General features: G+C 65.9%; 26 protein-coding genes. 11 read left to right on the forward strand and 15 right to left on the reverse strand.

What is annotated here, in order from left to right:
• Window positions 1-36: 36 nt before the first annotated feature.
• Window positions 37-1044 (reverse strand): GlxA family transcriptional regulator, encoded by a 1008-nt coding sequence (locus MUU56_RS22410; RefSeq protein WP_244769493.1) that lies wholly within the window; start codon window positions 1042-1044, stop codon window positions 37-39.
• A gap of 298 nt (window positions 1045-1342) precedes the next feature.
• Here MUU56_RS22410 and MUU56_RS22415 point away from each other — a divergent pair, with 298 nt between their 5' ends.
• Window positions 1343-1951 (forward strand): GNAT family N-acetyltransferase, encoded by a 609-nt coding sequence (locus tag MUU56_RS22415; RefSeq protein ID WP_398431503.1) that lies wholly within the window; start codon window positions 1343-1345, stop codon window positions 1949-1951.
• A gap of 86 nt (window positions 1952-2037) precedes the next feature.
• Here MUU56_RS22415 and MUU56_RS22420 read toward each other — a convergent pair whose 3' ends face one another.
• Together MUU56_RS22420 and MUU56_RS22425 are read right to left on the reverse strand one after the other, a co-directional pair.
• A complete protein-coding gene (locus tag MUU56_RS22420) occupies window positions 2038-2241 on the reverse strand; it encodes a hypothetical protein (RefSeq protein ID WP_244769495.1) in 204 nt (67 codons plus the stop codon).
• A 105-nt stretch (window positions 2242-2346) separates the two neighbouring features.
• Window positions 2347-2565, reverse strand: a complete 219-nt coding sequence (locus tag MUU56_RS22425; RefSeq protein ID WP_244769496.1) for a hypothetical protein — start codon at window positions 2563-2565, stop codon at window positions 2347-2349.
• Between the two features lie 116 nt (window positions 2566-2681).
• On the opposite strand from MUU56_RS22425, the gene MUU56_RS22430 reads away from it, so the two are divergent.
• Entirely contained in the window at window positions 2682-3599 is a 918-nt protein-coding gene (locus MUU56_RS22430; protein ID WP_244769497.1) for a LysR family transcriptional regulator, read from the forward strand.
• Between the two features lie 194 nt (window positions 3600-3793).
• Here MUU56_RS22430 and MUU56_RS22435 read toward each other — a convergent pair whose 3' ends face one another.
• From MUU56_RS22435 to MUU56_RS22470, 8 genes are all read right to left on the reverse strand, one after another.
• Entirely contained in the window at window positions 3794-5866 is a 2073-nt protein-coding gene (locus MUU56_RS22435) for an ASKHA domain-containing protein (protein WP_244769498.1), read from the reverse strand.
• A 36-nt stretch (window positions 5867-5902) separates the two neighbouring features.
• Entirely contained in the window at window positions 5903-6223 is a 321-nt protein-coding gene (locus tag MUU56_RS22440) for a hypothetical protein (RefSeq protein WP_244769499.1), read from the reverse strand.
• 1 nt (window position 6224) lies between these two features.
• Window positions 6225-7190, reverse strand: a complete 966-nt coding sequence (locus tag MUU56_RS22445; protein ID WP_244769500.1) for a methyltetrahydrofolate cobalamin methyltransferase — start codon at window positions 7188-7190, stop codon at window positions 6225-6227.
• Between the two features lie 231 nt (window positions 7191-7421).
• Window positions 7422-8516, reverse strand: a complete 1095-nt coding sequence (locus tag MUU56_RS22450) for a methylenetetrahydrofolate reductase (RefSeq protein ID WP_244769501.1) — start codon at window positions 8514-8516, stop codon at window positions 7422-7424.
• A 3-nt stretch (window positions 8517-8519) separates the two neighbouring features.
• Window positions 8520-9104 carry a methylenetetrahydrofolate reductase C-terminal domain-containing protein gene (locus MUU56_RS22455; RefSeq protein WP_244769502.1) on the reverse strand — a complete coding sequence of 195 codons (585 nt, stop codon included), beginning with the start codon at window positions 9102-9104 and terminating at the stop codon, window positions 8520-8522.
• The gene (locus MUU56_RS22460; protein WP_064330369.1) at window positions 9097-9399 is read right to left on the reverse strand and encodes a virulence factor; all 303 of its coding nucleotides are present in this window, start codon (window positions 9397-9399) and stop codon (window positions 9097-9099) included. The genes MUU56_RS22455 and MUU56_RS22460 overlap by 8 nt, the downstream gene beginning before the upstream one ends.
• Before the next feature lie 110 nt (window positions 9400-9509).
• On the reverse strand, window positions 9510-10277 hold the full coding sequence (locus MUU56_RS22465) for a formyl transferase (protein WP_244769503.1): 768 nt from the start codon (window positions 10275-10277) through the stop codon (window positions 9510-9512).
• A 242-nt stretch (window positions 10278-10519) separates the two neighbouring features.
• Window positions 10520-11110 (reverse strand): DUF1638 domain-containing protein, encoded by a 591-nt coding sequence (locus tag MUU56_RS22470; protein ID WP_244769504.1) that lies wholly within the window; start codon window positions 11108-11110, stop codon window positions 10520-10522.
• 92 nt (window positions 11111-11202) lie between these two features.
• Between MUU56_RS22470 and MUU56_RS22475 the strand changes: the two genes are divergently transcribed.
• Entirely contained in the window at window positions 11203-11337 is a 135-nt protein-coding gene (locus MUU56_RS22475) for an entericidin domain-containing protein (RefSeq protein WP_244769674.1), read from the forward strand.
• 51 nt (window positions 11338-11388) lie between these two features.
• Here MUU56_RS22475 and MUU56_RS22480 read toward each other — a convergent pair whose 3' ends face one another.
• Window positions 11389-12084 carry a corrinoid protein gene (locus MUU56_RS22480; RefSeq protein WP_064330367.1) on the reverse strand — a complete coding sequence of 232 codons (696 nt, stop codon included), beginning with the start codon at window positions 12082-12084 and terminating at the stop codon, window positions 11389-11391.
• Between the two features lie 338 nt (window positions 12085-12422).
• Here MUU56_RS22480 and MUU56_RS22485 point away from each other — a divergent pair, with 338 nt between their 5' ends.
• The 5 genes from MUU56_RS22485 (at window position 12423) to MUU56_RS22505 (ending at window position 18317) form a co-directional block, all read left to right on the forward strand.
• Window positions 12423-14006, forward strand: a complete 1584-nt coding sequence (locus tag MUU56_RS22485; RefSeq protein ID WP_244769505.1) for a trimethylamine methyltransferase family protein — start codon at window positions 12423-12425, stop codon at window positions 14004-14006.
• 107 nt (window positions 14007-14113) lie between these two features.
• Entirely contained in the window at window positions 14114-14806 is a 693-nt protein-coding gene (locus MUU56_RS22490) for a 4Fe-4S dicluster domain-containing protein (RefSeq protein WP_244769506.1), read from the forward strand.
• 53 nt (window positions 14807-14859) lie between these two features.
• Window positions 14860-15612: a phosphodiester glycosidase family protein gene (locus MUU56_RS22495; protein ID WP_244769507.1), complete on the forward strand. Its 753-nt coding sequence runs from the start codon at window positions 14860-14862 to the stop codon at window positions 15610-15612.
• Window positions 15613-15693: 81 nt separating this feature from the next.
• Window positions 15694-16215 carry an RNA polymerase sigma factor gene (locus MUU56_RS22500; protein ID WP_244769508.1) on the forward strand — a complete coding sequence of 174 codons (522 nt, stop codon included), beginning with the start codon at window positions 15694-15696 and terminating at the stop codon, window positions 16213-16215.
• A gap of 14 nt (window positions 16216-16229) precedes the next feature.
• Entirely contained in the window at window positions 16230-18317 is a 2088-nt protein-coding gene (locus MUU56_RS22505) for a VWA domain-containing protein (protein ID WP_244769509.1), read from the forward strand.
• 384 nt (window positions 18318-18701) lie between these two features.
• On the opposite strand, the gene MUU56_RS22510 is transcribed toward MUU56_RS22505, so the two are convergent.
• Window positions 18702-19001, reverse strand: coding sequence for a hypothetical protein (locus MUU56_RS22510; RefSeq protein WP_244769510.1), 300 nt, complete (start codon window positions 18999-19001; stop codon window positions 18702-18704).
• 97 nt (window positions 19002-19098) lie between these two features.
• Here MUU56_RS22510 and MUU56_RS22515 point away from each other — a divergent pair, with 97 nt between their 5' ends.
• The gene (locus tag MUU56_RS22515; protein ID WP_244769511.1) at window positions 19099-19983 is read left to right on the forward strand and encodes a LysR family transcriptional regulator; all 885 of its coding nucleotides are present in this window, start codon (window positions 19099-19101) and stop codon (window positions 19981-19983) included.
• On the opposite strand, the gene MUU56_RS22520 is transcribed toward MUU56_RS22515, so the two are convergent.
• Window positions 19968-20315: a hypothetical protein gene (locus MUU56_RS22520; RefSeq protein WP_244769512.1), complete on the reverse strand. Its 348-nt coding sequence runs from the start codon at window positions 20313-20315 to the stop codon at window positions 19968-19970. The two genes, MUU56_RS22515 and MUU56_RS22520, sit on opposite strands and share 16 nt — an antisense overlap.
• Before the next feature lie 184 nt (window positions 20316-20499).
• On the opposite strand from MUU56_RS22520, the gene MUU56_RS22525 reads away from it, so the two are divergent.
• Both MUU56_RS22525 and MUU56_RS22530 read left to right on the forward strand, forming a co-directional pair.
• Window positions 20500-21147: a helix-turn-helix transcriptional regulator gene (locus MUU56_RS22525; RefSeq protein WP_244769513.1), complete on the forward strand. Its 648-nt coding sequence runs from the start codon at window positions 20500-20502 to the stop codon at window positions 21145-21147.
• A complete protein-coding gene (locus tag MUU56_RS22530) occupies window positions 21144-22283 on the forward strand; it encodes an aminotransferase class I/II-fold pyridoxal phosphate-dependent enzyme (protein ID WP_244769514.1) in 1140 nt (379 codons plus the stop codon). The genes MUU56_RS22525 and MUU56_RS22530 overlap by 4 nt, the downstream gene beginning before the upstream one ends.
• Here MUU56_RS22530 and MUU56_RS22535 read toward each other — a convergent pair.
• Complete coding sequence (locus MUU56_RS22535) at window positions 22280-22609, reverse strand: DUF1330 domain-containing protein (RefSeq protein ID WP_064330356.1); 330 nt, start codon at window positions 22607-22609, stop codon at window positions 22280-22282. The genes MUU56_RS22530 and MUU56_RS22535 overlap by 4 nt on opposite strands.
• Window positions 22610-22662 lie beyond the last annotated feature (53 nt).

Here is a 22662-nt window from a genome sequence, read left to right on the forward strand (position 1 = left end):
ACCGCTTCGCACTTTTGCTGGAACTGCTCTAATCGGTCAGCGGGCGATGGCCGACAGCGTCAGCTTGCGCTCGGCGCGCTCCTGCTGGGGCGAGCGGTTGTAGAGTTCGCGGTAACACTTGGAGAAGTGCGACGCGGAGACGAAGCCGCAGGCGACCGCCACTTCCACCACCGGCATCGAGGATTGCACGAGCAGGTGGCGCGCCCGGTCGAGCCGGATCTCGAGATAGTAGCGGGCGGGCGAGCGGCCCATCTCCTGGCGGAACAGCCGCTCGATCTGCCGGCGCGAGAGGTCCGCGCTGTTGGCGATCTCCAGCAGCGACAGCGGCTCGGAGAGGTTGCTCTCCATCAGTTCGATGATCGACAGCACCTTGGCGTTCTGCACGCCGAGGCGGGCGCGCAGCGGCAGGCGCTGGCGGTCGTGCGGCCCGCGCACGCGGTCGGTCAGCGCCTGTTCGCAGACGCGGTTGACGAGGTTCTCGCCGAAATCCTGGTCGATCAGGTTCAGCATCATGTCGAGCGATGCGGTGCCGCCGGCACAGGTATAGATGTTGCTGTCGATCTCGTAGAGGTCGGCATAGACGTCGGCCTGCGGGAAGGCTTCGGCGAAGCCCGGCAGGTTCTCCCAGTGGATCGCGCAGCGCTTGCCGGTGAGCAGGCCCGCCTGGGCGAGCACATGGGCACCGGTGCACAGCGAGCCAACGGCGATGCCGCGGTTGTAGACCTCGCGCAGCCAGGCATTGACCGACTTGTTGGAGAAGTCCTCGACATAGATGCCGGAACAGACCAGCACCATGGAGGGGCGGTTCTCGCCGCCGAGATATTTGCGCTCGTCGGCGAGCGAGGAGTTCACCTCGATGCCGATGCCGCTGGAGGAGAGCACCTGCTGGCCGTCCGTCGAGGCGAGACGCCAGGTATAGGCCTCGTAGCCGAGCATGCGGTTGGCGATGCGCAGGGTCTCGATCGCCGCCGAGAAGGGCAGCATGGAGAAGTTGGGCACCAGGAAGAAGACGAGAGAGCGCTTCTTGACGTTTGGCTTGTTCATCGGAGTGTCCATGCTGGAGGCGCGATGTCGCAATCGTTGCAGGCTGTCCGGCAGGCGCGCTAGTATTTTTGCGACACCGAAAGGGATGGTTACGACTGAATCCCGCTGCGTATCGCTGAAATGCCAGTGCCTTCCGGCGGAATTGTGTCCATGCCTTCGCACTTGCACATTTGCGACCCTGCCGCCGGCATCGTCCGATTGCGACAGCTTGCCCCGATACACGGGAACCGCGTCGTTCCGTTTGACAACCAGGCCCGCCTCGCGACATAGGAAGCAGGATTTTTGCAGGGTGATGTCGATGCTGCCAGATGGATATTCGGATGTGCCGGCGGGCAAGCTCGCCGCCGTGGTGACCTGCCTTGAAATGCGGGCACCGCCGCCCGAGCGCGCCGATCCCGAACAGGCCGGCATCACGCTCGAGCGCATCGCCCGGCCGGAGATCGCCTGGTATCGCGACCTCTACGGCCGCATCGGTGCCGAATGGCTCTGGGCCTCGCGCCTTGCCATGGCCGAGGCCGATCTCGCCGAAATCCTCCATCACCCGGATGTCGAGGTCTATGCCGTGATGAAGGACGGGCGGGGCGAGGGGCTGCTGGAGCTGGATTTTCGCGAGGCGGGCGTCTGCGAGCTCGCCTTCTTCGGCCTGACGCCGGCGATCATCGGCAATGGAACGGGGCGCTGGCTGATGAACCGGGCGATCGCGCGGGCCTGGTCGCGGGAGGGACATCCGCCGGTCCGCCGCTTCTGGGTGCATACCTGCACGCTCGACGCGCCGCAGGCCCTGTCATTCTATATCCGCTCCGGCTTCACGCCGGTGAAGCGCCAGGTGGAGGTCTTCGACGATCCGCGGGTGACGGGCATCCTGCCGGAAACGGTGGCGCCAAAGGTGCCGATCCTGCGGCCATGAAAAAAACCGCCGGAGGGACGTTTGACGTCAACTCCGGCGGTGTTCGGCGTCGTCTTCCTTTGGCGGGTTGCCGCTACAGTCGTCCGTCATCGTGTGGTCTTGTCCCACGAACGGAAGCCGATGTCCTTGCGCTGGTCGAAGGACAGGCCTTCCAGCTCGCGCTCGGTGCGATAGCGCCGCCAGGCGGAGACGATCCGTTCGAAGGCATCCCGGACGGGACGGGACAGGCTGCCGGCGTGACGGGTGCCAGATGCACGCCGTACCGGACGATGTTCCAATGCTATTGCCATTTCAGGGTCCTTTCGAGCTTGGGAGGTTTCGAAAGGTCGCGACCTTGATCGTGACTATGTCGCAACCTCATGCATCAATCAAACGAATATATTTGATTGGATTGATCAGCGTTCCTCATGGTTGGCAACGACCGGCCAGTTGATGTCGTCCTTGAGATAGGGCGGCAGCTGCGCCAGTTCCTCGGCCGTGTGGCGGGCCGCATTGCGCCGGCGGCGGGCTTCGATCGCGTCGCCCACGAAGCGCCGTATTGCGTAGTAAAATCCGTTTCCACGAACCGTAACGGCGAGATCGGCGCCGTTCGCGTATGATTTCTGCGTATCCATGGCGTTTTTCCTTTCACTCGTTGGCTTGTGAGGTTGACTATCCGCCCATCTCGGTTTTCAATCAAACGAAATGAAGTGACAGTTTGCTTCAGATTTTCTGATCCATGGAGGTAGGCATGAACCTGCTGATGCGCCAGACGCTCCCCTTGCTGGAACTCGACATCCTGAAAACCTTCGTGGCGATTGCCGAGACCGGCAACTTCACCACGGCCGCCGAGACGGTGCACCGCACGCCGTCCGCCGTCTCCATGCAGATCAAGAAACTGGAGGAACTGCTCGGCTGCACGCTGTTCCGCCGCGATGCGCGCTCCGTGGTGCTGACGCATCATGGCGAGGTGCTGCTCTCCTATGCGCGCCGGCTGATCGCGCTCAGCAACGAGGCGGTGTCGCGCTTCATGATGCCGGAAATGAACGGCGTGGTGCGGCTCGGCGCGCCGGACGACGTCGGCGAGCTCATCCTGCCGGAAGTGCTGCGCCGCTTTGCCGAGACCTATCCGTCGATCGCCGTCAACGTGTCGATCGAGACGAGCGGCAACCTGCGCCGCGCCGTCGCCGAGCGGCGGCTCGACCTTGCCATCTTCAATGCCACCGACGGCACGATCCCCGTTCCCGGCGAGGTCCTGCTCAAGGAACAGCTCGTCTGGGCCGGCAAGAACTGCGGCAATGCGCATCTGAAGAACCCGCTGCCGGTATCGGTCTGGGAGGAGGGCTGCATCTGGCGGGCGCGGGCGCTGGAGGAGCTGAGCCGTTCGGGCCGCGATTTCCGCGTTGCCTATTTCTGTGCCCATCACATGGGCCAGCGCGCCGCGATCCGGGCGGACCTCGCGGTCGCGCCGCTCGCGCGCTTCCTGGTGGGGGACGACATGGTGGCGCTCGGCGAGAAGGACGGTCTGCCGGATCTCGGCCACTACCTGATCGGCCTCGTCGTCAACGAGGAGGCCGAGACGCCGGCGCTCGCCGTGGCGGACTATATCCGCGCCGCCTTCGCCCGCATCGAGCGCCGACCGATGGACATGCTGCAGGTCGCCTGCTGAGACAGGGGCGGCTGATACCCCCCTCTGCCCTGCCGGGCATCTCCCCCACAAGGGGGGAGATCGGCAGGAGTCGGGCACCTTGCTTAAATCGCATCGCTCAAGATGGGCGAAACGCTGCTCCATCCAATCTCCCCCCTCGTGGGGGAGATGCCCGGCAGGGCAGAGGGGGGAAACTCCGAGCCCGGAGGCCGCCGCTATTCCCTGCTCCGCCGCCTGCGTCGCCCGCCACCTTCGCCGCCGCCGTCGTCGGCCAGCACCTTGCGCTCCGGCAGGGTCACCACCTTGGCAAGCTCCGGGAAGGGGTCCACCTTGTTGGGCAGTGCCATGGCGTTGACGAAGAGCTGCTGGAAGCTGGGCTCCAGCGCCGTCTCGATCTTCTCGATACGGGCCACGGTGCGCTCGATCTCGCGGCGGTGGTCGCGGTTGAGGAGGGCCATGAGCGCGCCCGTGCCGGCGGCATTGCCGACGGCCTTCACCTCGTCGAGGTCGCAGTCCGGGATGAGGCCGAGCACCATGGCGTATTTCGGATCGATGAAGGAACCGAAGGCGCCGGCGAAGCGGATCGTGTCGACATGGTCGATGCCCTGCTTTTCCATGAGCAGCTTGATGCCGGCATAGAGCGCGGATTTGGCGAGCTGGATGGCGCGGATGTCGTTCTGCGTCACGGTGATGCGCGGTTCGCCGTCGTGCAGGAGATAGGAGAAGGTACGGCCGTTCTGAAGGATGCGCGGGCTCCTCTCCGCCATCGCGCCATCGACCACGCCGTCCTCGGAGATGATGCCGGAGAGATACATTTCCGCGACGACCTCGATGATCGCCGAGCCGCAGATGCCGGTGACGCCGACGCTGGCGGCGGCCTCGGCGAAACCGTCCTCGTCCGACCACTTGTCGACGCCGATGACGCGGAAGCGCGGCTCCAGCGTCACGGGATCGATGCGCACGCGCTCGATCGCGCCCGGGGCGGCGCGCTGGCCGGAGGAGATTTCCGCGCCTTCGAAGGCAGGCCCCGTGGGCGAGGAGGCGGCGACGACACGGTTCCTGTTGCCGAGCACGATCTCCGCATTGGTGCCGACATCGACGAGCAGCATCATGCGATCCTGCCGGTAGGGGCCTTCGGCGAGGGTCGCGCCAGCGGCATCCGCGCCGACATGGCCGGCGATGCAGGGCAGGGTGTAGAGCCGGGCGCCGCGGTTCACCTCGATGTCGAGTTCATGCGCCCAGTATTGCAGCGCGCCCGACACGGCGAGCGCGAAGGGCGCCTGGCCGAGCTCCGTCGGGTCGATGCCGAGGAAGAGGTGGTGCATGATGGGGTTGGCGACAAACACCATGTCGAGGATATCGTGCCGGTCGACCTCGCCTTCGGTGCAGACCTTGCCGATCAGGCCGTTGACGGCCTCGCGCACCGCCTTCGTCATGGCTTCCCGGCCGTCCGGGTTCATCATGACGTAGGAGACGCGGCTCATCAGGTCTTCGCCGAAGCGGATCTGCGGGTTGGACGTGCCGGAAGAGGCGACGATACGGCCCGACAGCAGCGAGACGAGATGCATGGCGATCGTCGTCGAGCCGATGTCGCAGGCAATGCCGTAGGCCTCGTTCTTGAGGCCCGGATAGAGGGCGACGATGAAGGGGCGTGATGAATCCATGTCGCGGTGGATGGCGGCGGTGACGCCCCAGTTGCCCTTGCGCAGGATCGACTGCACCTGCGGGATGAGGTGCGGGGCGATGAGCAGGTCCTTCCAGCCCCAGTCCTTCTCCAGCATCACCTTCAGGCGGTCGAGGTCGCCGAGCGGCTTGTGCATGTCCGGCTCGTCCACCTCGACATAGCAGAGCTGGATGGCGGCGTTGCGTTCGATGACGCGGTCGCTCGCCGCCTTGCGCACGACCTGCGCGTTGATGACGGTGTCCTGCGGCACGTCGACGACGAGGTCGCCGAGGATGAGGGCGGAACAGGAGAGGCGGCGGCCTTCCGGCAGGCCGCGGATCTTCTCGTAGCGCTCCTCCTTCGGGCCCTTTCCCGAGATGTGGTCGAGCGAGGAGACGATCTTGTGCTTGGCGAAATTGCCTTCCTGCACCTCGATCTGACAGCGCCCGCAGGTCGCGCGTCCGCCGCAGACGCTCTCGACATAGACGCCCAGCTTGCGCGCGGCTTCCAGGACCGGCGTGCCGACCGGGAAGCGGCCGCGCTTGCCCGAGGGCATGAAGAGGACGAACGGTTCCTTTGCCGAAGCTTCCGTCATGTTGGTCTCGTTCTCACCTTCGATGCGCATCGGTCGTACTTTCTCTTGGGCGTCAAGCGGCGCATCTCAGCCCTTCTTGGCCGAGAGACGTCGCACATTGCGGCGCACGCGCTTGCCATAGGGTTTCAGCGCGGCTTCGGAGACGGCGCGGGCCGTGGCTTCGGGCGAGGCCGCCGTCATCATGGCCTTGGCAACAGCAAAATTGGCTGCCACGACGCTTTCCGCCGTGGCAGCCATCTTTTCGGTGACCATCCGGGTCATCTCGGCGGTGTTCTGCGTCGATCCCGTCAGCGCCGCCACCTGCATCTCGTGGCAGCGCATGGCGATCACGAGAGGCGCCTCCAGCCAGAGGCTGAAGGCGTCGCGACGAAGCTGGCGCCCGGCCACGTTATTCTCGTGCCGCGCCGGCGCCGGCGCGGGCTGCGCGGCCGCCGCGGCGACCGCCGCCGGCTGCCGGTGCTGCGGATGCGGCCGTGACGGCGCCGCCTTCGGCGGGCTTGTGGTCGCGGTAGGTCATGATCCAGTTGGTGCAGTTGGCATCCGTGCCGTTGAGTACGTTCGCGGCGCGCACGGCCTCCATTTCCTGCGGGCGGCAGGGGTTCATGATGGCCGAGGTCATGCCGGCGCCGATGACCATGGGGATGAAGCCGGCATTGATGCCGTGGCGGTGCGGCAGGCCGAAGGAAATGTTGGAAAGGCCGCAGGTCGTGTTGACCTTCAGCTCGTTGCGCAGGCGATAGAGCAGCTGGAAGACCTGGCGGCCGGCATCGCCCAGCGCCCCGATCGGCATGACGAGCGGGTCGACGACGATGTCGTGCGGCTTGATGCCGTGGTCCATGGCGCGCTCGACGATCTTCTTGGCGACGGCGAAGCGCACGTCCGGGTCCATCGAGATGCCGGTCTCGTCGTTGGAGATCGCGACGACCGGCACGTCGTACTTCTTGACGAGCGGCAGGATGGCTTCGAGCTTCTCCTCCTCGCCGGTGACGGAGTTGACCAGCGGGCGGCCCTTGGCGACCTTCAGGCCGGCCTCGATGGCGGCCGTGACCGACGAGTCGATGGCGAGCGGGATATCGACGAGGCCCTGGACGATCTCCAGCGTCTGCACCAGAAGGCCCGGCTCCGTCTCGTTCGGGTTGACCGAGGTCACGCCCGCATTGATGTCGAGCATGGTGGCGCCGGCGGTGACCTGTTCCAGCGCGTCCTTGATGACGGTCTCGAAATTGCCGGCCTGCATTTCCGCGGCCAGCTTCTTGCGGCCGGTCGGGTTGATGCGTTCGCCGATGACGCAGAAGGGCTGGTCGAAACCGATGATGATTTCGCGGGTGGCCGAGGCGACGATGGTGCGTGTCATATAGGGTCCTCTGGGGCGGGGCGCTGGGTCTGGTCTAGCGCGCGATTTCCGGTGTTGCAATGCTGGCGGCGGGCGGAGAGGAAGCCCCCTCATCCGGCCCTTCGGGCCACCTTCTCCCCGAGGGGGAGAAGGGGAGTGGAGACGCCTCGGTTTCCCCCTTCTCCCCCAGGGGGAGAAGGTGCCGGCAGGCGGATGAGGGGGATATCTCCAACATAGGCGTTCGTCTTCCGGTCAATGGGGATGATGGGCGGCGGTTTCGGCCATCTGCTGCTGGTTCTGTTCGACGCCCTGGCGGGTCCTTTCGATGCGTTCGGCGACGAGCTGGTCGACCGGGTTCGGCTCGCGCTTCCAGGGCTGGCGGCCCTTCAGCACGCCGGAATCATGCACGATCTCCGCGACATATTCCTCCTGCCGGTAGGCCATGACGTGAATGCCGGAAACGCCCTCGATCTCCTTCACCTCGTTGATGATGTCGATGCAGAGCTGCTTGCCTTCCTTCTTCTGGTCCTGGGCGCCCTCGAGCCGCGCGATGACGGAATCGGGAATGTGGATGCCCGGCACGTTGGAGCGGATCCACTTCGCCGTCTTGGCCGAGGCCATCGGGCCGACGCCGACGAGGATGTAGCATTTCTCGTTGAGGCCGAGGTCGCGCACCTTCTTCATGTATTCGCGGAACATCGGCACGTCGAAGCAATACTGGCTCTGCACGAACTGCGCGCCGGCCTCGATCTTCTTGGCGAGACGATAGGGGCGGAAGTCGTAGGGCGGGGCGAAGGGGTTGATCGCCGCGCCGAGGAAGACCTTCGGCGGCGTCGTCAGCTTGCGGCCGGAGAGGAACTTCGAATTGTCGCGCATGATGCGCACGGTCTCGAGCAGCGACATGCAGTCGAGGTCGAAGACCGGCTTCGCGCCGGGCTGGTCGCCGGCCTGCACGCCGTCGCCGGTCAGGCACATGATGTTGCATACGCCCATGGCCGCGCCGCCGAGCACGTCGCCCTGGATGGCGATGCGGTTCTTGTCGCGGCAGGCGATCTGCATGATCGGCGCATAGCCCATGCGGGTGAGCAGCGCGCAGATGCCGACGGAGGACATGTGGCAGTTGGCGCCCGACGCATCGACCGCGTTGATGCCATCCACCCAGCCGTCGAAGACCGCGGCGCGCTCGTAGACGTCTTCCGGATTGGCGCTGTCGGGCGGGTTGAGTTCCGTCGTGACGGCGAATTCGCCGCGGCGCAGCACGCGCTCCAGCCGGCCGAGCGAGGAATGGCCGGGCAGGGGATCGAGCGGCAGGTGCGGGCCGAGCGGGTTTTCATCGATATGCGCCATGGATCAGGCGTCCTTTCCGGCAGCGGCGGCTTCCCTGGCCGCGGCAGCCTCGGCCGTCACGCGCAGCCAGGAGGAGGTTTCGCGCAGCGACTGGTTCACCGGTTTCTGCACGTTCATGATGGCATCCCCCTTCGCCATGTTCTGCGATCCCTTCCAGGCCTGGACCCAGACGCAGGGCATGTCCGGCTCCACTTCGCAATTGCCGTTGGCGCGAACGCCGCCGCAGGGACCGTTGCGAAGCTGCTTGGGACAGTTCATCGGGCAGGACATGCCCGTGGACGACAGCGCGCACTGGCCGCACATGCGACAGTCGAAGAGAAAACCCTTCACATGGCGCTCGACGAAGGTGATCGGCCGCTCGACGCGCTGGTAGCCGAGAAGCTTCCAGACGGGGTGCAGCAGCAGGAAGCCCTGGGCGAAGCGGTGGTAGAACCACTCGAAGAAGCGGGAATGGCGCACGGCCCACAGGCGGACGGTGTATTTGTGCCGGGCCCGGCGGCTCGGCGAGACGCCGGCCGGGGTGAAGGCGCCGGTGGCGGCCTTCTTGGCGGGGGCGGCATTGCCCGGTTTCTGGACGGCGTCAGCCATTGTCGCGGCCTCCGGCCTTGACGAGGGCGACGAGCCGCTCGCGGTCATAGGCGGCTTCCAGCTCGGCCGCGGCCCTGTCGGCTTCCGCCTCCAGGTCGTCGGAGACCGGAACGGGATCGGCCTTGCGCCATTCGGCGAGGTAGTCGTCCGTTTCGGCCGCGCCGGTGCGCATGGCGCACATGTCGATCGCCTCGGTGAAGCGCAGCGACAGTTCCCGCTTGGCGCTCGTGCGGCCCTTCTTGATGATGACCTGGGCGGGGATGTCGCGCCAGTAGACGATGATGCGGTCTGCCATGTCGAAAATTCTCCTCGCGCTGACAATGCGATCTTGCCGCGTCGCGGGCTTCACCCGCCACGACTGCCCCATGCTCAAAAACGACGCGGGATTCGACTATACAGAAGGTTTTACCAGATGCCGCGGGTCACGCCGTTCCAGAGCCAGGTCCAGATCGGCGGATGATACCATTGCCGCGAGGGCGCCGCTATTTTCAATGGCTTGAGATTGCCGGCCGCCGCATCGCGCATCGCCTCGACGATGATACCGGTCGAGGCCGCCGTCTGGAGCAGCGGATAGGTGTGCATCGTGTCGCGTTTGGAAGGTTTGACGCGCTGCTGGTAGAGCACGTCGCCGGTGTCGACGCCGGGATCGACAAGATGCACGGTGGCGCCGAAATTCTCCTCGTCGCGCGCGATGCGCGCCCAGTAGCCGCCCTGCAGGCCGCGATATTGCGGGTTGATGCCGGCGTGGAAGTTGAGGACGGGGCAGGGGATCGCGGCAAGCGTTTCGGCCTTCATCATGCGGCAGCTGACGAGGAGCAGCGCCGCCGGCCGGATTTTTCCGAGCGCCCCCAGAAGTTCGGGGCTGTTGGCCGAGGGCACCGCGATGCGGCGGATTTGCGAATCGGGCGAGGGGTTTACGCCGAACTCCTCGATGATTTCCTGAGCGCGTTTCGTGGTGAAGCGCTTGCCGTATTTCGAGACGACCATGGTCGCAAGCTGGCCGAGCGCCTGCACCCAGCCGAGCTTCTTCGCCCGCCGCTGGATGAACAGCTTCTTCGATTCGGGCTGTTCCTCGATGACGACGAGGCTCGGGAAAGCGGCCTTGAGGGCGTTGACGACGATTTCCGGGTTGGGGCCGGGCTGGATCAGAATGGCGATGGTCGGTGCCGTCATCGAGGAGCCTATGCATTTGCGTCCGCCCCTCATCCGGCTGCCGCCACCTTCTCCCCGCAAGCGGGGAGAAGGAAATGCCGCGTCGGTTTCCTCAATCATGACCGGTTCGTCGGGCACGTTCCCTCTCCCCGCTTGCGGGGAGAGGGTTAGGGTGAGGGGCAATTTCGGCCGACACTGTCGCGCGCGGAGTTTATCGCCGTCTTAAGGGAAGGCGGGATCCGGCCGGATTGGCTAACCGTTCCTTACCGCGCGCGCAAAAGCTCGCCCGTCAGGTCGCCGTAGCCGGTGAAGCGATATTCGTAGGTGAGGCCGAGATAGTCCGCCGCCTCCTTCGCCTTCTGCTGCAAGCCTTCGTCCTCGACCTGCGAGAGATAGACGAGCTTCTCGTAATTGCCGAAATACATGTCCTTCAGCTGCGGATAACGATCGAGGCCGAGCGGCTCGATGACGAAGGCGCGGAACTGGCGGGCGAGGAAATCGGTGAGGAAGAAGGAGGTGACGTCGTCGTCCTTGGCCGCAAAGGCCTCGTTGCCGGCGAAGAAGGAGTAACAGTGCGGGCCGGCGATGCGCTCGACGCCCTCGCGCTCGCAGAGCCGGTCGAGCAGGCCGCCCGTGCCGCAATCCGCATAGCCGACGAAGATGCGCGAAAACCCCTCGGCGCGCGCTTCGGCGATCGCCTGCTCCACGCCGGGGGTGATCTTTTCCGGATGGGCGTGCCAGATGGCGGGAAGACAGAGAAGGTCGATATGGGAAAGACCGTTCGCCTCGCGGATTGCGAGGACCTCGCGGGCGATGGCGCCGCAGGCGATGACGCGAACTTTTTCCGCGTTCATGCGTTCACCGGTGGGACTTCCATCCCGAAGTTCTGCGTCAACCACATCCATGAAAAGGGACTCCAATCATGACTGGGACGAACCTGACCCGTATGACCATCGTTCTCGCCGCGCTCCTGGCGCTCAGCGCCTGCGGCAACACCATTCGCGGCATGGGGCGGGATACGGCCAATGCCGTGGATGCGACGCAGGCCGCCGGCCAGGACATCGACAACGCCGCAAACTAAAGGTCGTCAGCGGACGGCGCCGATTCAAGACCGGCGCCGTCGAATTCACGATCAGCCGGCAAGCATGTTGTGCTTGCGCTTCATGAATTCCTTGGCGGTTTCCACGGCCACGGCCGCATCGCGGCAGTAGGCGTCGGCGCCGACGGCCTTGCCGAATTCCTCGTTCAGCGGCGCGCCGCCGACAAGAACGACGTAATCGTCGCGCAGGCCCTTTTCCTTCATCGTGTCGATGACGACCTTCATATAGGGCATGGTGGTTGTCAGCAGCGCCGACATGCCGAGAATGTCCGGCTGCTCGCGCTCGATGGCTTCGAGATAGTTCTCGACCGGGTTGTTGATGCCGAGGTCGATGACGTCGAAGCCGGCGCCTTCCATCATCATGCCGACGAGGTTCTTGCCGATGTCGTGGATGTCGCCCTTGACGGTGCCGATGACCATCTTGCCCTGCTTCGGCGCGCCGGTGGCGGCGAGCAGCGGGCGCAGGATCGCCATGCCGGCCTTCATCGCATTGGCCGAGAGCAGAACTTCCGGAACGAAGAGGATGCCGTCGCGGAAATCGACGCCGACGATGCGCATGCCTTCGACGAGCGCCTGGGTGAGGACGTCGTAAGGTGCCCAGCCACGCTCGAGCAGGATGTTGGTTCCTTCCTCGATTTCCTCCTTCAGGCCGTCGTAGAGGTCGTCGTGCATCTGCTGCACGAGCTCTTCGTCGGAGAGATCGGCGAGAATGATTTCGTCGTCGGACATGTTGTTTCCTCGTCTCCAGTGGCGCTGCGGGCGGCAGGCTCGTCGTACAAGAAATATCCTTCCTCTTGCGCGGACCTGATTTCGAAAGCGACGTCGCATATGGTGAAAAGCGACCCGCCGGACGCTTCTGTCATCCATAACGCGTAAAGCCGTGAATTGACAGTGCAAACCGAGGGATGGCGCTACGATCGCCGTCGCAATCCGGCTATAGTCGCCACGGTGCCGATATCCAGCGTGCGCCACCGCTTGGCGCTTTGAGAACCGTCCCGCCCCGGCGGCTTGCTAGCATAGGACGAGAGGCGCTTCTCCAGCGCCGGAAGAACAAGGAAAGACGGATCATGAGCGAGGACATTCAGCAGGTGGCAAGCGAGGGCGCCGGTGAAGGCGGCGGACGCCGGTCGCGTGAGGGGCGCGGTGCGGCCGCGCGGCGCGCATCGCGCACGGGAGGCGGTCCGGGCCCCTCGCTGCCCTACATCACCCGCAAGATCAAGGAATACGAGGTCCTCGACGAGGAAGGCCTGCAGCTCATCGAGGCGAATGCCGACCGGGTGCTGGAGGAGATCGGCATCGAGTTCCGCGAGGATCCGGAAGCGCTCCAGCTCTGGAAGGAAGCCGGCGCCGACGTCAAGGGCGAGCGCGTGCACTTTCCGAAGGGCCTTTGCCGCAAGCTCCTGAAGACCGCGCCGTCCAGCTTCACCTGGCATGCCCGCAATCCCGAGCGCAGCGTGCATATCGGCGGCAAGGCCACCGTCTTCGTGCCGGTCTACGGCCCGCCCTTCGTGCGCGACCTCGAAGGCAACCGCCGCTATGCGACGATCGAGGATTTCCGCAATTTCGTGAAGCTCGCCTATATGGCGCCGTCCATGCATTCTTCCGGCGGCACGGTCTGCGAGCCGGTGGACGTTCCGGTGAACAAGCGCCACCTGGACATGGTCTACAGCCACATCAAATATTCCGACAAGCCGTTCATGGGCTCGGTCACCGCGCCGGAACGCGCGGAAGACTCGATCGCCATGGCCAAGATCGTCTTCGGCGACGAGTTCGTCGAAAACAACACGGTCATGATGAACCTCATCAACGCCAACTCGCCGATGGTCTTCGACGAGACCATGGTGGGCGCGCTGAAGGTCTATGCGCGGCATAACCAGGCCTGCGTCGTCTCGCCGTTCATCCTGTCGGGCGCGATGAGCCCGGTGACGGTGGCCGGCACGCTGACGCAGATCCTGGCCGAGGTTCTCGCCGGCGCTTCCTTCACCCAGCTCATCCGCAAGGGCGCGCCGGTATTGTTCGGCACCTTCGCCGCCTCGATCTCCATGCAGTCGGGCGCGCCGACCTTCGGCTCGCCCGAGCCTTCGCTCGTTTCCTACGGCGCGGCGCAGCTTGCCCGCCGTCTCGGCATTCCGTTCCGGACCGGCGGTTCGCTCTGCGGCTCGAAGATCCCGGATGCGCAGGCCGCTCACGAATCGGCCAACACGCTGAACATGACGCTGCTTGCCGGCACGAACTTCGTGCTGCATGCGGCCGGCTGGCTGGAAGGCGGCCTCGTCGCCTCCTACGAAAAGTTCATGATCGACCAGGACCAGCTCGGCATGCAGCAGAAGTTCGCCGAGGGCATCGACCTTTCGGAGAATGCGCAGGCGCTCGATGCGATCCGCGAGGTCGGCCCGGGCAGCCACTATCTCGGCTGCGCCCATACCCAGGCCAACTTCCAGACCGCCTTCTACCGCTCGCCGCTCGCCGACAACAACTCGTTCGAGCAGTGGGAGATCGAAGGCCAGAAGCGCATCGAGGACCGCGCCAACGCGCTCTGCCGCACCTGGCTGGAGAGCTACGAGGCGCCCTATCTCGACCCGGCGATCGACGAGGCGCTGCTCGCCTACGTCAAGAGCCGCAAGGACTCGATGCCGGACGCCTTCACCTGAAAGGGTCCCGATCGCGCCAGGGAGCAAGGCGGAGCAACGCGGGTGGCGGACATGATCCAGAAGGAAGTCTGGCGTCCCCACTATGAACTCAAGGGGGACGTGACCCGGTGAGGGGGCGTCGCCCCGATCTCGATACGATCCGTGCGGCTCTAAAGCCGCACGGTCTTTTTTTGCGCGGCACCGTGAACTTCGCCGGGGACGAGGCGGCACCGGACCTTGCGGATGGCCGCCCTGCGGCCAGCGTCGCGCTCGTCGGCAATATCGGCAGCTCGATCTGGCCGGCCTTTTCGCGCTGGCGGGCCGAGCGGGCGGATCGCGGCGGCCCTGACCCGCTCGACGCCTGGTCGAAAGAGGTCGTCCAGGCCGTCGCTGCGGCGGCCGGCGCGACCGCCTGGTTTCCCTCCGATCCGCCCTGGCAGCCGTTCCAGCGCTGGGCGATGCGGGCGGAAGGCCTGAAGGCCTCGCCGCTCGGCATCCTCATCCATCCCGTCTACGGCCTCTGGCACGGCTATCGCGGCGCGCTCGGCTTTTCGATGCCGATCGCGGATGCGCCTCTGCGTGCCGCGCCGCACCCCTGTGCGCACTGTCGCGACAAGCCGTGCCTGACGGCCTGTCCCGCCGGTGCCGTCCGTCTCGACATGTTCGACGTGCCCGCCTGCCGGGCGCATCTGCGCATGCCGGTGGGGCAGGGCGGCTGCATGGTCGCCGGCTGCCTTTCCCGCGCGGCCTGTCCCGTGGGGGCGGCCTATCGTTACGACGAGGCCCAGCTTCGCTTCCACATGGCGGCGCTGTCGCTTTGATCTTTTGTCGGGCCTGCTGCTAAATTCGCCGCATTGCCGGCGGAGCCAGGGGCATGCGCGCCCTTCTGTTCCTCTCCTTCCTTCTCGCCGCGCTGACCTTGCGGAGCGTTGCCATGGCCGAACCGCCGAAATGCGCCGAGATCGAGCATCTTTCCGGCCGCTACACCGTCTGCACTTTCGACCCCGCGCAGGAGACGATCCGGCTCTTCGGTGCGGCGACGCTCGCCAGCCGCGGCGCGCGCTATGACCAGCTCAACACCCACCTCCTGCGCAACGGGCAGCACATGACCTTCGCCATGAACGGCGGCATGTATCACCCCGATTACGGTCCGGTCGGCCTGCTGGTGGAAGGGGGGCGGGAGACGGGCGCGCTCAACCGGGGCGATGCGTTCGGCAATTTCTTCCTCAAGCCGAACGGCGTGTTCTGGGTTGGCGAGGGAAGGGCCGGCGTGATGGAGACGGAGGCCTTCGCCAGGACGGGGCTTTCGCCGCGCGAGGCGACGCAGTCCGGGCCGATGCTGGTCATCGACGGCAAGATCCATCCGCGGTTCCTTGCCGACGGCACGAGCCTGCAGATCCGCAATGGGGTCGGCAGCCTTCCCGACGGGCGGATCGCCTTCGTCATCTCGAACGATCCGGTCCGGTTCCACGACTTCGCGACGCTCTTCCGCGACCGGCTGCACAGCCGCAACGCGCTTTTCCTCGATGGCAGCATTTCCAGCCTCTACGCCCTGGAAATCCGGCGTCACGACCGCAATGCCGTGATGGGCACCATCATCGCCGTCGTGAAAAATCTGCCCTGGTGAGAAATTTTTTCGGAAGGGCACCCAAGGATCGTCGCCCGACGCACGTCTGAAAGGATAGTGCACAGCAATCGGGATGGACCCGTGGAAACAGAACTCGTCGAAAAGGCGGCATCGGGCGACAGGCAGGCTTTCGCCACGCTTGTCGAGAGCCGCTATGATTTCATCCATGCCGTCGCCTGGCGGTGGTGCGGCGACCGGCAGGATGCCGAGGACGTGGCGCAGGAGGTCTGCATACGCCTTGCAAGCGCCATCCGCGGCTTCAAGGGCGCGAGCCGCTTCGGTACCTGGCTCTATACGGTGACGCTGAACGCCGCGCGCGACCAGCTGCGCAAGCGCCGCCGGGCCGAATGGCGCGACGCCGCTTATCTGCGCGAACAGGCGGTGCTCGACGGCGCCCCCGCGGAGGACGGCAACGAAGAACTCTGGCAGGCGGTGCGCCAGTTGCCCGACAAGCAGCGCGACGCCGTGCTGCTGATCTACGGCGAAGGCCTCAGCCATGCGGCCGCGGCCGATGTGCTCGGCTGCGCCGAAACGACGATTTCCTGGCATGTGCACGAGGCCCGCAAGCGCCTGAAGGTGCTCTTGCGCGATGCGGCCGCGTGACGGAAGGACAGACGATGAGTGATCTCGACCTCGAAAAACTCGCCCGCGACAGGGCCCCTGCCGCCGACCCCGCGTCCCGTGCCCGTGCGCTCGCCGCCGCCATGGAGGCGTTCGACGGCGCGGAAAAAAATGCGGCTAGCCCCCAAGGATCGTCCGCAGGCGGGCGTCAAAGCTCCATCTTCAACCGGATATGGAGCCCCATCATGAACCGCAGACTTCTCGCCGGCTCGGCCCTTGCCACGCTGCTCGTCGTGCCCGTCGCCGGCCTCGTGACCTATGAACTGGTGAACAACGGCACCGTGCCGCTCACCGTGACGACGGAGGTCGCCGAAACGTCCGGCGGCCAGGATCTGCGCGCCCGCCAGCAGGAAGCCAAGAAGACCACGCCGAACGCCGGCGAGCTTTCCGCGGCCCTACAAAGCGGCGAGGCCCGGGACGGCAGCGCAGGGCAGGTGACCGGGGCGGAGGCGAAAGCGGAGGCCGCGCAGCCGACCGACATGCTGGCTGCCGAGCCTGTTCCGCTTGCCGAAGGCCGGGAAGAGGAGGCCCTCGCGGCCGCGCCGGATTCCTTTGCGTTGGGCGAGGCGGTCGCCACGCAGTCGCTCAGCCGCGCCATCACGCAGCCCTCCGCGACGGCGGACGCCATCGCGATGCCCGTGCCCGCGGAGGACCGCGAGCGTTTCGCCTCGGCCGATCCCAACCCGGTCAAGAGCGTCGCCACCGATCCGGTCTCGACCTTCTCCGCCGATGTCGATACGGCGTCCTATTCCTATGTGCGTCGCGCCCTGCTCGGCGGCAGCCTGCCGGACCGGGAGGCTGTTCGGGTGGAGGAACTGGTCAACTACTTCCCCTATGACTGGAAGGGGCCGGAGACGGCGGAAAAGCCGTTCAACGCCACCGTTACCGTCCTGCCGACGCCGTGGAACAAGGATACCGAACTGCTGCATATCGGCATCAAGGGGTTCGATACGGCGGCGACGGCGCAGCCTGCCGCCAACCTCGTCTTCCTCATCGACGTCTCAGGCTCGATGAACGAGCCGGACAAGCTGCCGCTCCTGAAGGGCGCCTTCCGCCTGCTGGTCGGCAAGCTGAAGGACACGGACACCGTCTCCATCGTCACCTATGCCGGCAATGCCGGCGTGGTGCTGGAGCCGACCGCGGCGAAGGACCGGCAGAAGATCCTCGACGCCATCGACACGCTGCAGCCGGGCGGTTCGACGGCGGGCGCGGAGGGCATCGAGACGGCCTACCGGCTGGCCGAGAAAGCCTTCAAGACGGATGGCGTCAACCGCGTCATGCTGGCGACGGACGGCGATTTCAACGTCGGTCCTGCAAGCGACGACGACCTGAAGCGCATCATCGAGGAACGGCGCAAGAGCGGCATCTTCCTCTCCGTGCTCGGCTTCGGCCGCGGCAATTATAATGACGGCATGATGCAGACGCTGGCGCAGAACGGCAACGGCACGGCCGCCTATATCGACACGCTGGCCGAGGCGCAGAAGACGCTGGTGGAGGAGGCGGGCGCCTCGCTCTTCCCCATCGCCAAGGACGTCAAGTTCCAGATCGAGTTCAACCCCGAGCGCATCGCCGAATACCGCCTGATCGGCTACGAGACCCGCGTGCTCAACCGCGAGGATTTCAACAACGACAAGGTGGATGCGGGCGACATCGGCTCCGGCCACCGGGTGACGGCGATCTACGAGGTGACGCCGAAGGGCAGCCCCGCCGTGCTGAACGATCCCCTGCGCTACGGCAAGGAGAACGCGGCAGCGGCGCCCGTGGCCGAGAGCGGCGAGCTCGCCTTCCTCAAGATGCGCTGGAAGAAGCCGGATGGCGACACGAGCGAACTCGCCACCCTGCCGGTGACCGATGCCAATGCCGTCGCCGACGTGAACGCCGCCGCGCCGGATGTGCGCTTCTCCGTCGCCGTCGCCGCCTTCGGGCAGAAGCTGAAGGGCGTGAGCGCCTTGCAGGACTATGCCTACGGCTCGATCCTCGGCCTTGCGGAAGCGGCGAAGGGCAACGACCCGTTCGGTTATCGCGCGGAGTTCCTGAAGCTCGTCCAGCTCGCCGGCGGCCTTTCCGGCGAGAAGGCGGAATAGGCCGCCTTGCCTCAGGCCCGCCGGACTTTGTCCTTGCGGGCAGAGGCAATCGGTACTCCCTCTGCCCCACCGGCCATCTCCCCTTGAGGACAAGGGATTCGCGCATAGGGGCAGGACGATGCCGCAACCCCTTCTCCCCCAGGGGGAGAAGGTGGCCCGAAGGGTCGGATGAGGGGGTGAGGCAGGTGCGATATTGCAATCATTTACGCCTTCGGTCTCCCCCTCATCCGCCTGCCGGCACCTTCTCCCCCTGGGGGAGAAGGGGTTGCGGCGACGATTGCATTCCATAGGCGATTGCCTTGCCCTCAAGGGGAGATGGCCGACAGGCCGTAGAGGGAACGCCCCGCCATGCGAAACCACCATGCCGCAAGCCGAAGAAACGACCTACGCGGCGGGCTTTTCCTTCGTATTGTGAATGTTGCTTGCGGAAGCGGGCGCGGCATCGTCTTCGCCCCGTCTGCGGGGAGAAGGCGGCGGCAGCCGGATGAGGGGCGCCGTCCAGCGGCGCTCCCTGACCTGCGGCAGGTGGGCATAGCCGCGCTCGCTGCCTTCGACCAAGGTCAGCCCCACATCGCGCAGCAGCCGTATATCCCGCCGCGCAACGAGCAGCCGCAAGGCCTCCCACTCCGCCTGCCTGCGGCGAAACCGCATCCATTGTTCCAAGAGTTTTCCGATGATTCCCATGGCCTTGCCTTCCCTTGCAGGGCAAGCCAAGCAAAACCGTAGACATTTCACAAACGAATAGCGATTATGGCAGGTATCAGAAAAAGCGATGGCGCCAATGTATCCACCTCTCGAAAGTGACCTGCTCCGCATCTTCGTCGCCGTCGCCCAGGCCGGCAATGTCACGCATGCTGCCGACAGGCTCGGGCGAACGCAGTCGGCGATCAGCATGCAGGTGCGCAAGCTGGAGGAATCGGTGGGCGCGACGCTCTTCGAGCGCGGTCCGCGCGGCGTCGCCCTGACGCGGGAGGGCCAGCGGCTGCTGCCCTATGCGCGGCGCATCGTGGGGCTCGTCGACGAGACCACGGCGGCGATGCGCACGGTGCCGCTGGACGGGCCGGTGCGCGTCGGCATTCCGGAGGAATACAACCAGACGGTCCTGCCCAATGCGCTGGCGGCCTTCGCGGAAGTCCATCCGGATACCGAGGTGACGGTGCTGTGCGGCTACACCGCCCAGCAGCTAGCGGCGCTGGAGGCCGACGAACTGGACCTTGCCATCATCTTCGACTGGTGCGACGGGGTTACCGGCGAGCTGCTGGCGATCGACCCGACGGTCTGGGTCACCTCCGTGGCGCACAACCGGCACCTGGAGCGCCCCATGCCGATCGCCGTCTACTGGCGCTCGAGCTGGTGCCGGGACTTTGCCCTGCGCTCGCTGGAGCGGCACGCGATCCCCTTCCGCATCGCCTATACCTGCGACACCAGCGGGGGCCTGCGCTCGGCGGTCATGAGCGGGCTCACCGTCGCGCCGCTATCGCGCAGCAACATTCCGCCCGGCACGCGCGAACTGACCGCTGCGGACGGCTTTCCGCCGATCGATGCCTCGCGCGTCGTGCTGAAGCGCAATCCCCGGCGCAGCGGGCCGACCATCGACGGCATGGCCGACATGATCCGCAAATCCTTCGGGCCGCTGGCGGTGCCGGCGGATCAGGCCTTCGGATAGGCCCGTTCGAGGCCGCCCGAGCGGGTAAGGCCGGTGCGGAAGGCGACATAGGCGGCATGCTGGCTGGATCGGGCGGCCTCGGTCAGCCGCATCTGCAGGCGCGCGGGCGCCGTCTCGCCCAGCCATTCGCCGAGCCTTTCCAGCTTCAGGGAATTGAGGAAACGGGCGCCGGCGGCGCGGTTGAGATAGAGGTCGAGGCCTTCGAGCAGGTTCTCGTCCTGCTTGGGATTTTCCATCAGAAGGCGCAGATAGGCCTGGTCGGCCTCGCCGAGGGCGGCCAGCTTGTCGGCCACGGTCTCCCGGTCGGGAAAGGCTGCAAGATCGGCACTCATGATCGTCCCCCAAGAATCGCTCTGATTCTCATTTCTAACGCAATTCCGGACGCAAAACCGCTGTGGACTTTTGCTGAAATTGCTCTGGATAGACAGGGACAAAGCGGGTCGCCAGCCTGTGACCGAATGTTTGGACTAAAAATCCAATATTGACAAATTATCTATCTTTGGATTGTTTGTCCGCATGTACGACTCATCAAACGCCGACCTGCTGCTTCGCCAGCACACCGCGACGGCCGCGGCCATCTCGACCCTGCTCTATCCCCATGCCGAGGTCGTGCTGCACGATCTCGAAACGGGATTGATCGCCGGTATCTGGAACGCCTTTTCCGGCCGCAAGGCAGGCATGGAATCGCTCGTCGAGGAGGCGCTGGAGGAGGCCGGCGAGGGCGGCATCTACGGCCCCTACGAGAAGACCGGCGAGGACGGGCGGCGCCTGAAATCGGTGACGGCGGTGCTGAAGGACGATTTCGGCCAGGCGCTCGGCCTCTTCTGCATCAACATGGACGTGTCGCATTTCGATGCCGCGGCAAAGCTGCTTTCGGCCTTTGCCGGCGCGGCGGCCGCCCGCCCGGCCTCGCTTTTCGCCGGCGACTGGCGCGAGGAGATCAACACGGCGCTGCACGACTGGCTGCGCACCCGCGGGCTGGCGCTGACGGCGCTGAAGAAGGGCGACCGGGTGGCGCTCGTCGCCGCGCTCGACGGGCGCGGCCTGTTCCAGACCCGCAATGCCGTCGACCATCTCGCCGGCCTCATCGGCGCCTCGCGCGCCTCGATCTACAATTATCTCGCCGATGCCCGGCGCCAGAGCCAGAAGGACAGGACCCCGTGACCACGCTGCCGGATTTCCGCCTCGAAACCCATTTCTCGCGCTGGGAGTTCAAGGCGCGCCATCACATGACGGCAAGCGATGCCGAGACGATGACCATGTCGGACCTGCTGGCGCTGGCCGGGCCTGAGGATCGCGAGGCCTGGGAGCACGTCGCGCTCGGCTATACCGAGACCTGGGGCGCGCCCGAGCTGCGCGAGACCATCGCGACGACCTATGACACGCTGTCGGGCGCCGACATCCTGACCTTCGCCGGCGCGGAGGAGGGGCTCTACTGCGCCATGCTGGCGCTGCTTGCGCCCGGCGACCACGCCATCGTCACCGTGCCGAACTACCAGTCGATGGAGACGATGCCGGTCACCGCCGCCGGCCATGTCACGGGCATCGCGCTCCGGCCGGAAAACCGCTGGCAGCTCGACCTCGACGACGTGCGCGCCGCGCTGCGTCCCGAAACAAAACTCATCGCCGTCAATTTCCCCAACAATCCGACGGGCACCATCGCCGACCAGGCGATCTTCCGTGGGCTGGTCGATCTTTGCGCCGGGCGCGGCATCCATCTCTTTTCCGACGAGGTCTATCGCGGGCTGGAGATCGACGCCGCAAAACGCCTGCCGCAGGCGGCCGACCTGTTCGACAAGGGCATTTCGCTCAATGTGATGTCCAAGGCCTACGGCCTGCCGGGCCTGCGCATCGGCTGGATCGCCAGCAAGGACCATGCCTTGCTGGCGCGCATGGAGAAGATGAAGCACTACCTCTCCATCTGCAATGCGCGCCCCTCCGAGGTGCTGGCCGGCATTGCGATCAAGGCGCGCGAAACGATCTTCGCCCGCAACCGCGCGCTCTGCGCGGAGAACATGGCAAGGCTCGGCGCCTTCTTCGCCGATTATCCGGATCTCTACGAATGGGCCGAGCCGGACGGCGGCTGCGTCGCCTTCCCGCGCTATCGCGGCGCTGACGGCGTCGAGGCGCATTGCCGGCGGCTGGTGGAGGAGAAGGGCGTGCTGCTGCTGCCCTCCAGCCTCTATGTCTCCGACCTCCTGCCCGTGCCGCAGGATCGTTTCCGCGTCGGCTTCGGCCGGCGCAACATGGAGGCGGGGCTGTCGGCCTGGCGGGAATTTCTCGCGGAGGAAGCGCGCTAGCCCTTCTGCAGGATGTCGGTCGCCTTGTGGTCGTCGTCGACGCCGTCGATCAGCAGCACGTCGCCGTCCGCGTTGCGGGTGCGCAGCGGCAGGATCGCCTGGTAGGCGGGCGAAGCGTACCAGGCCTCGGCGGCGCTGCGGCTCGGGAAGGACAGCATGACGACGTCGCCGGAGAAGCTGCCCTCCAGCACGCGCTTGTTGCCGTCGCCGTGCAGCACGAACCGGCCGCCGAAGGGGGCCATGGTGGCGTCGATCGCCTCGAGATAGGCGATGATCTCCGCCCCGAAGGCGACATTGCGAAGATGGGCGAGGGCGTAGGTGGTCATGGGTCTCTCCTGTGCGTGGCGGTATGGGAGAAACCTACGGCGCGCTCCGCGGC

Source organism: Shinella yambaruensis (genome assembly GCF_022899355.1).
Taxonomy (GTDB): Bacteria; Pseudomonadota; Alphaproteobacteria; order Rhizobiales; family Rhizobiaceae; genus Shinella; species Shinella yambaruensis.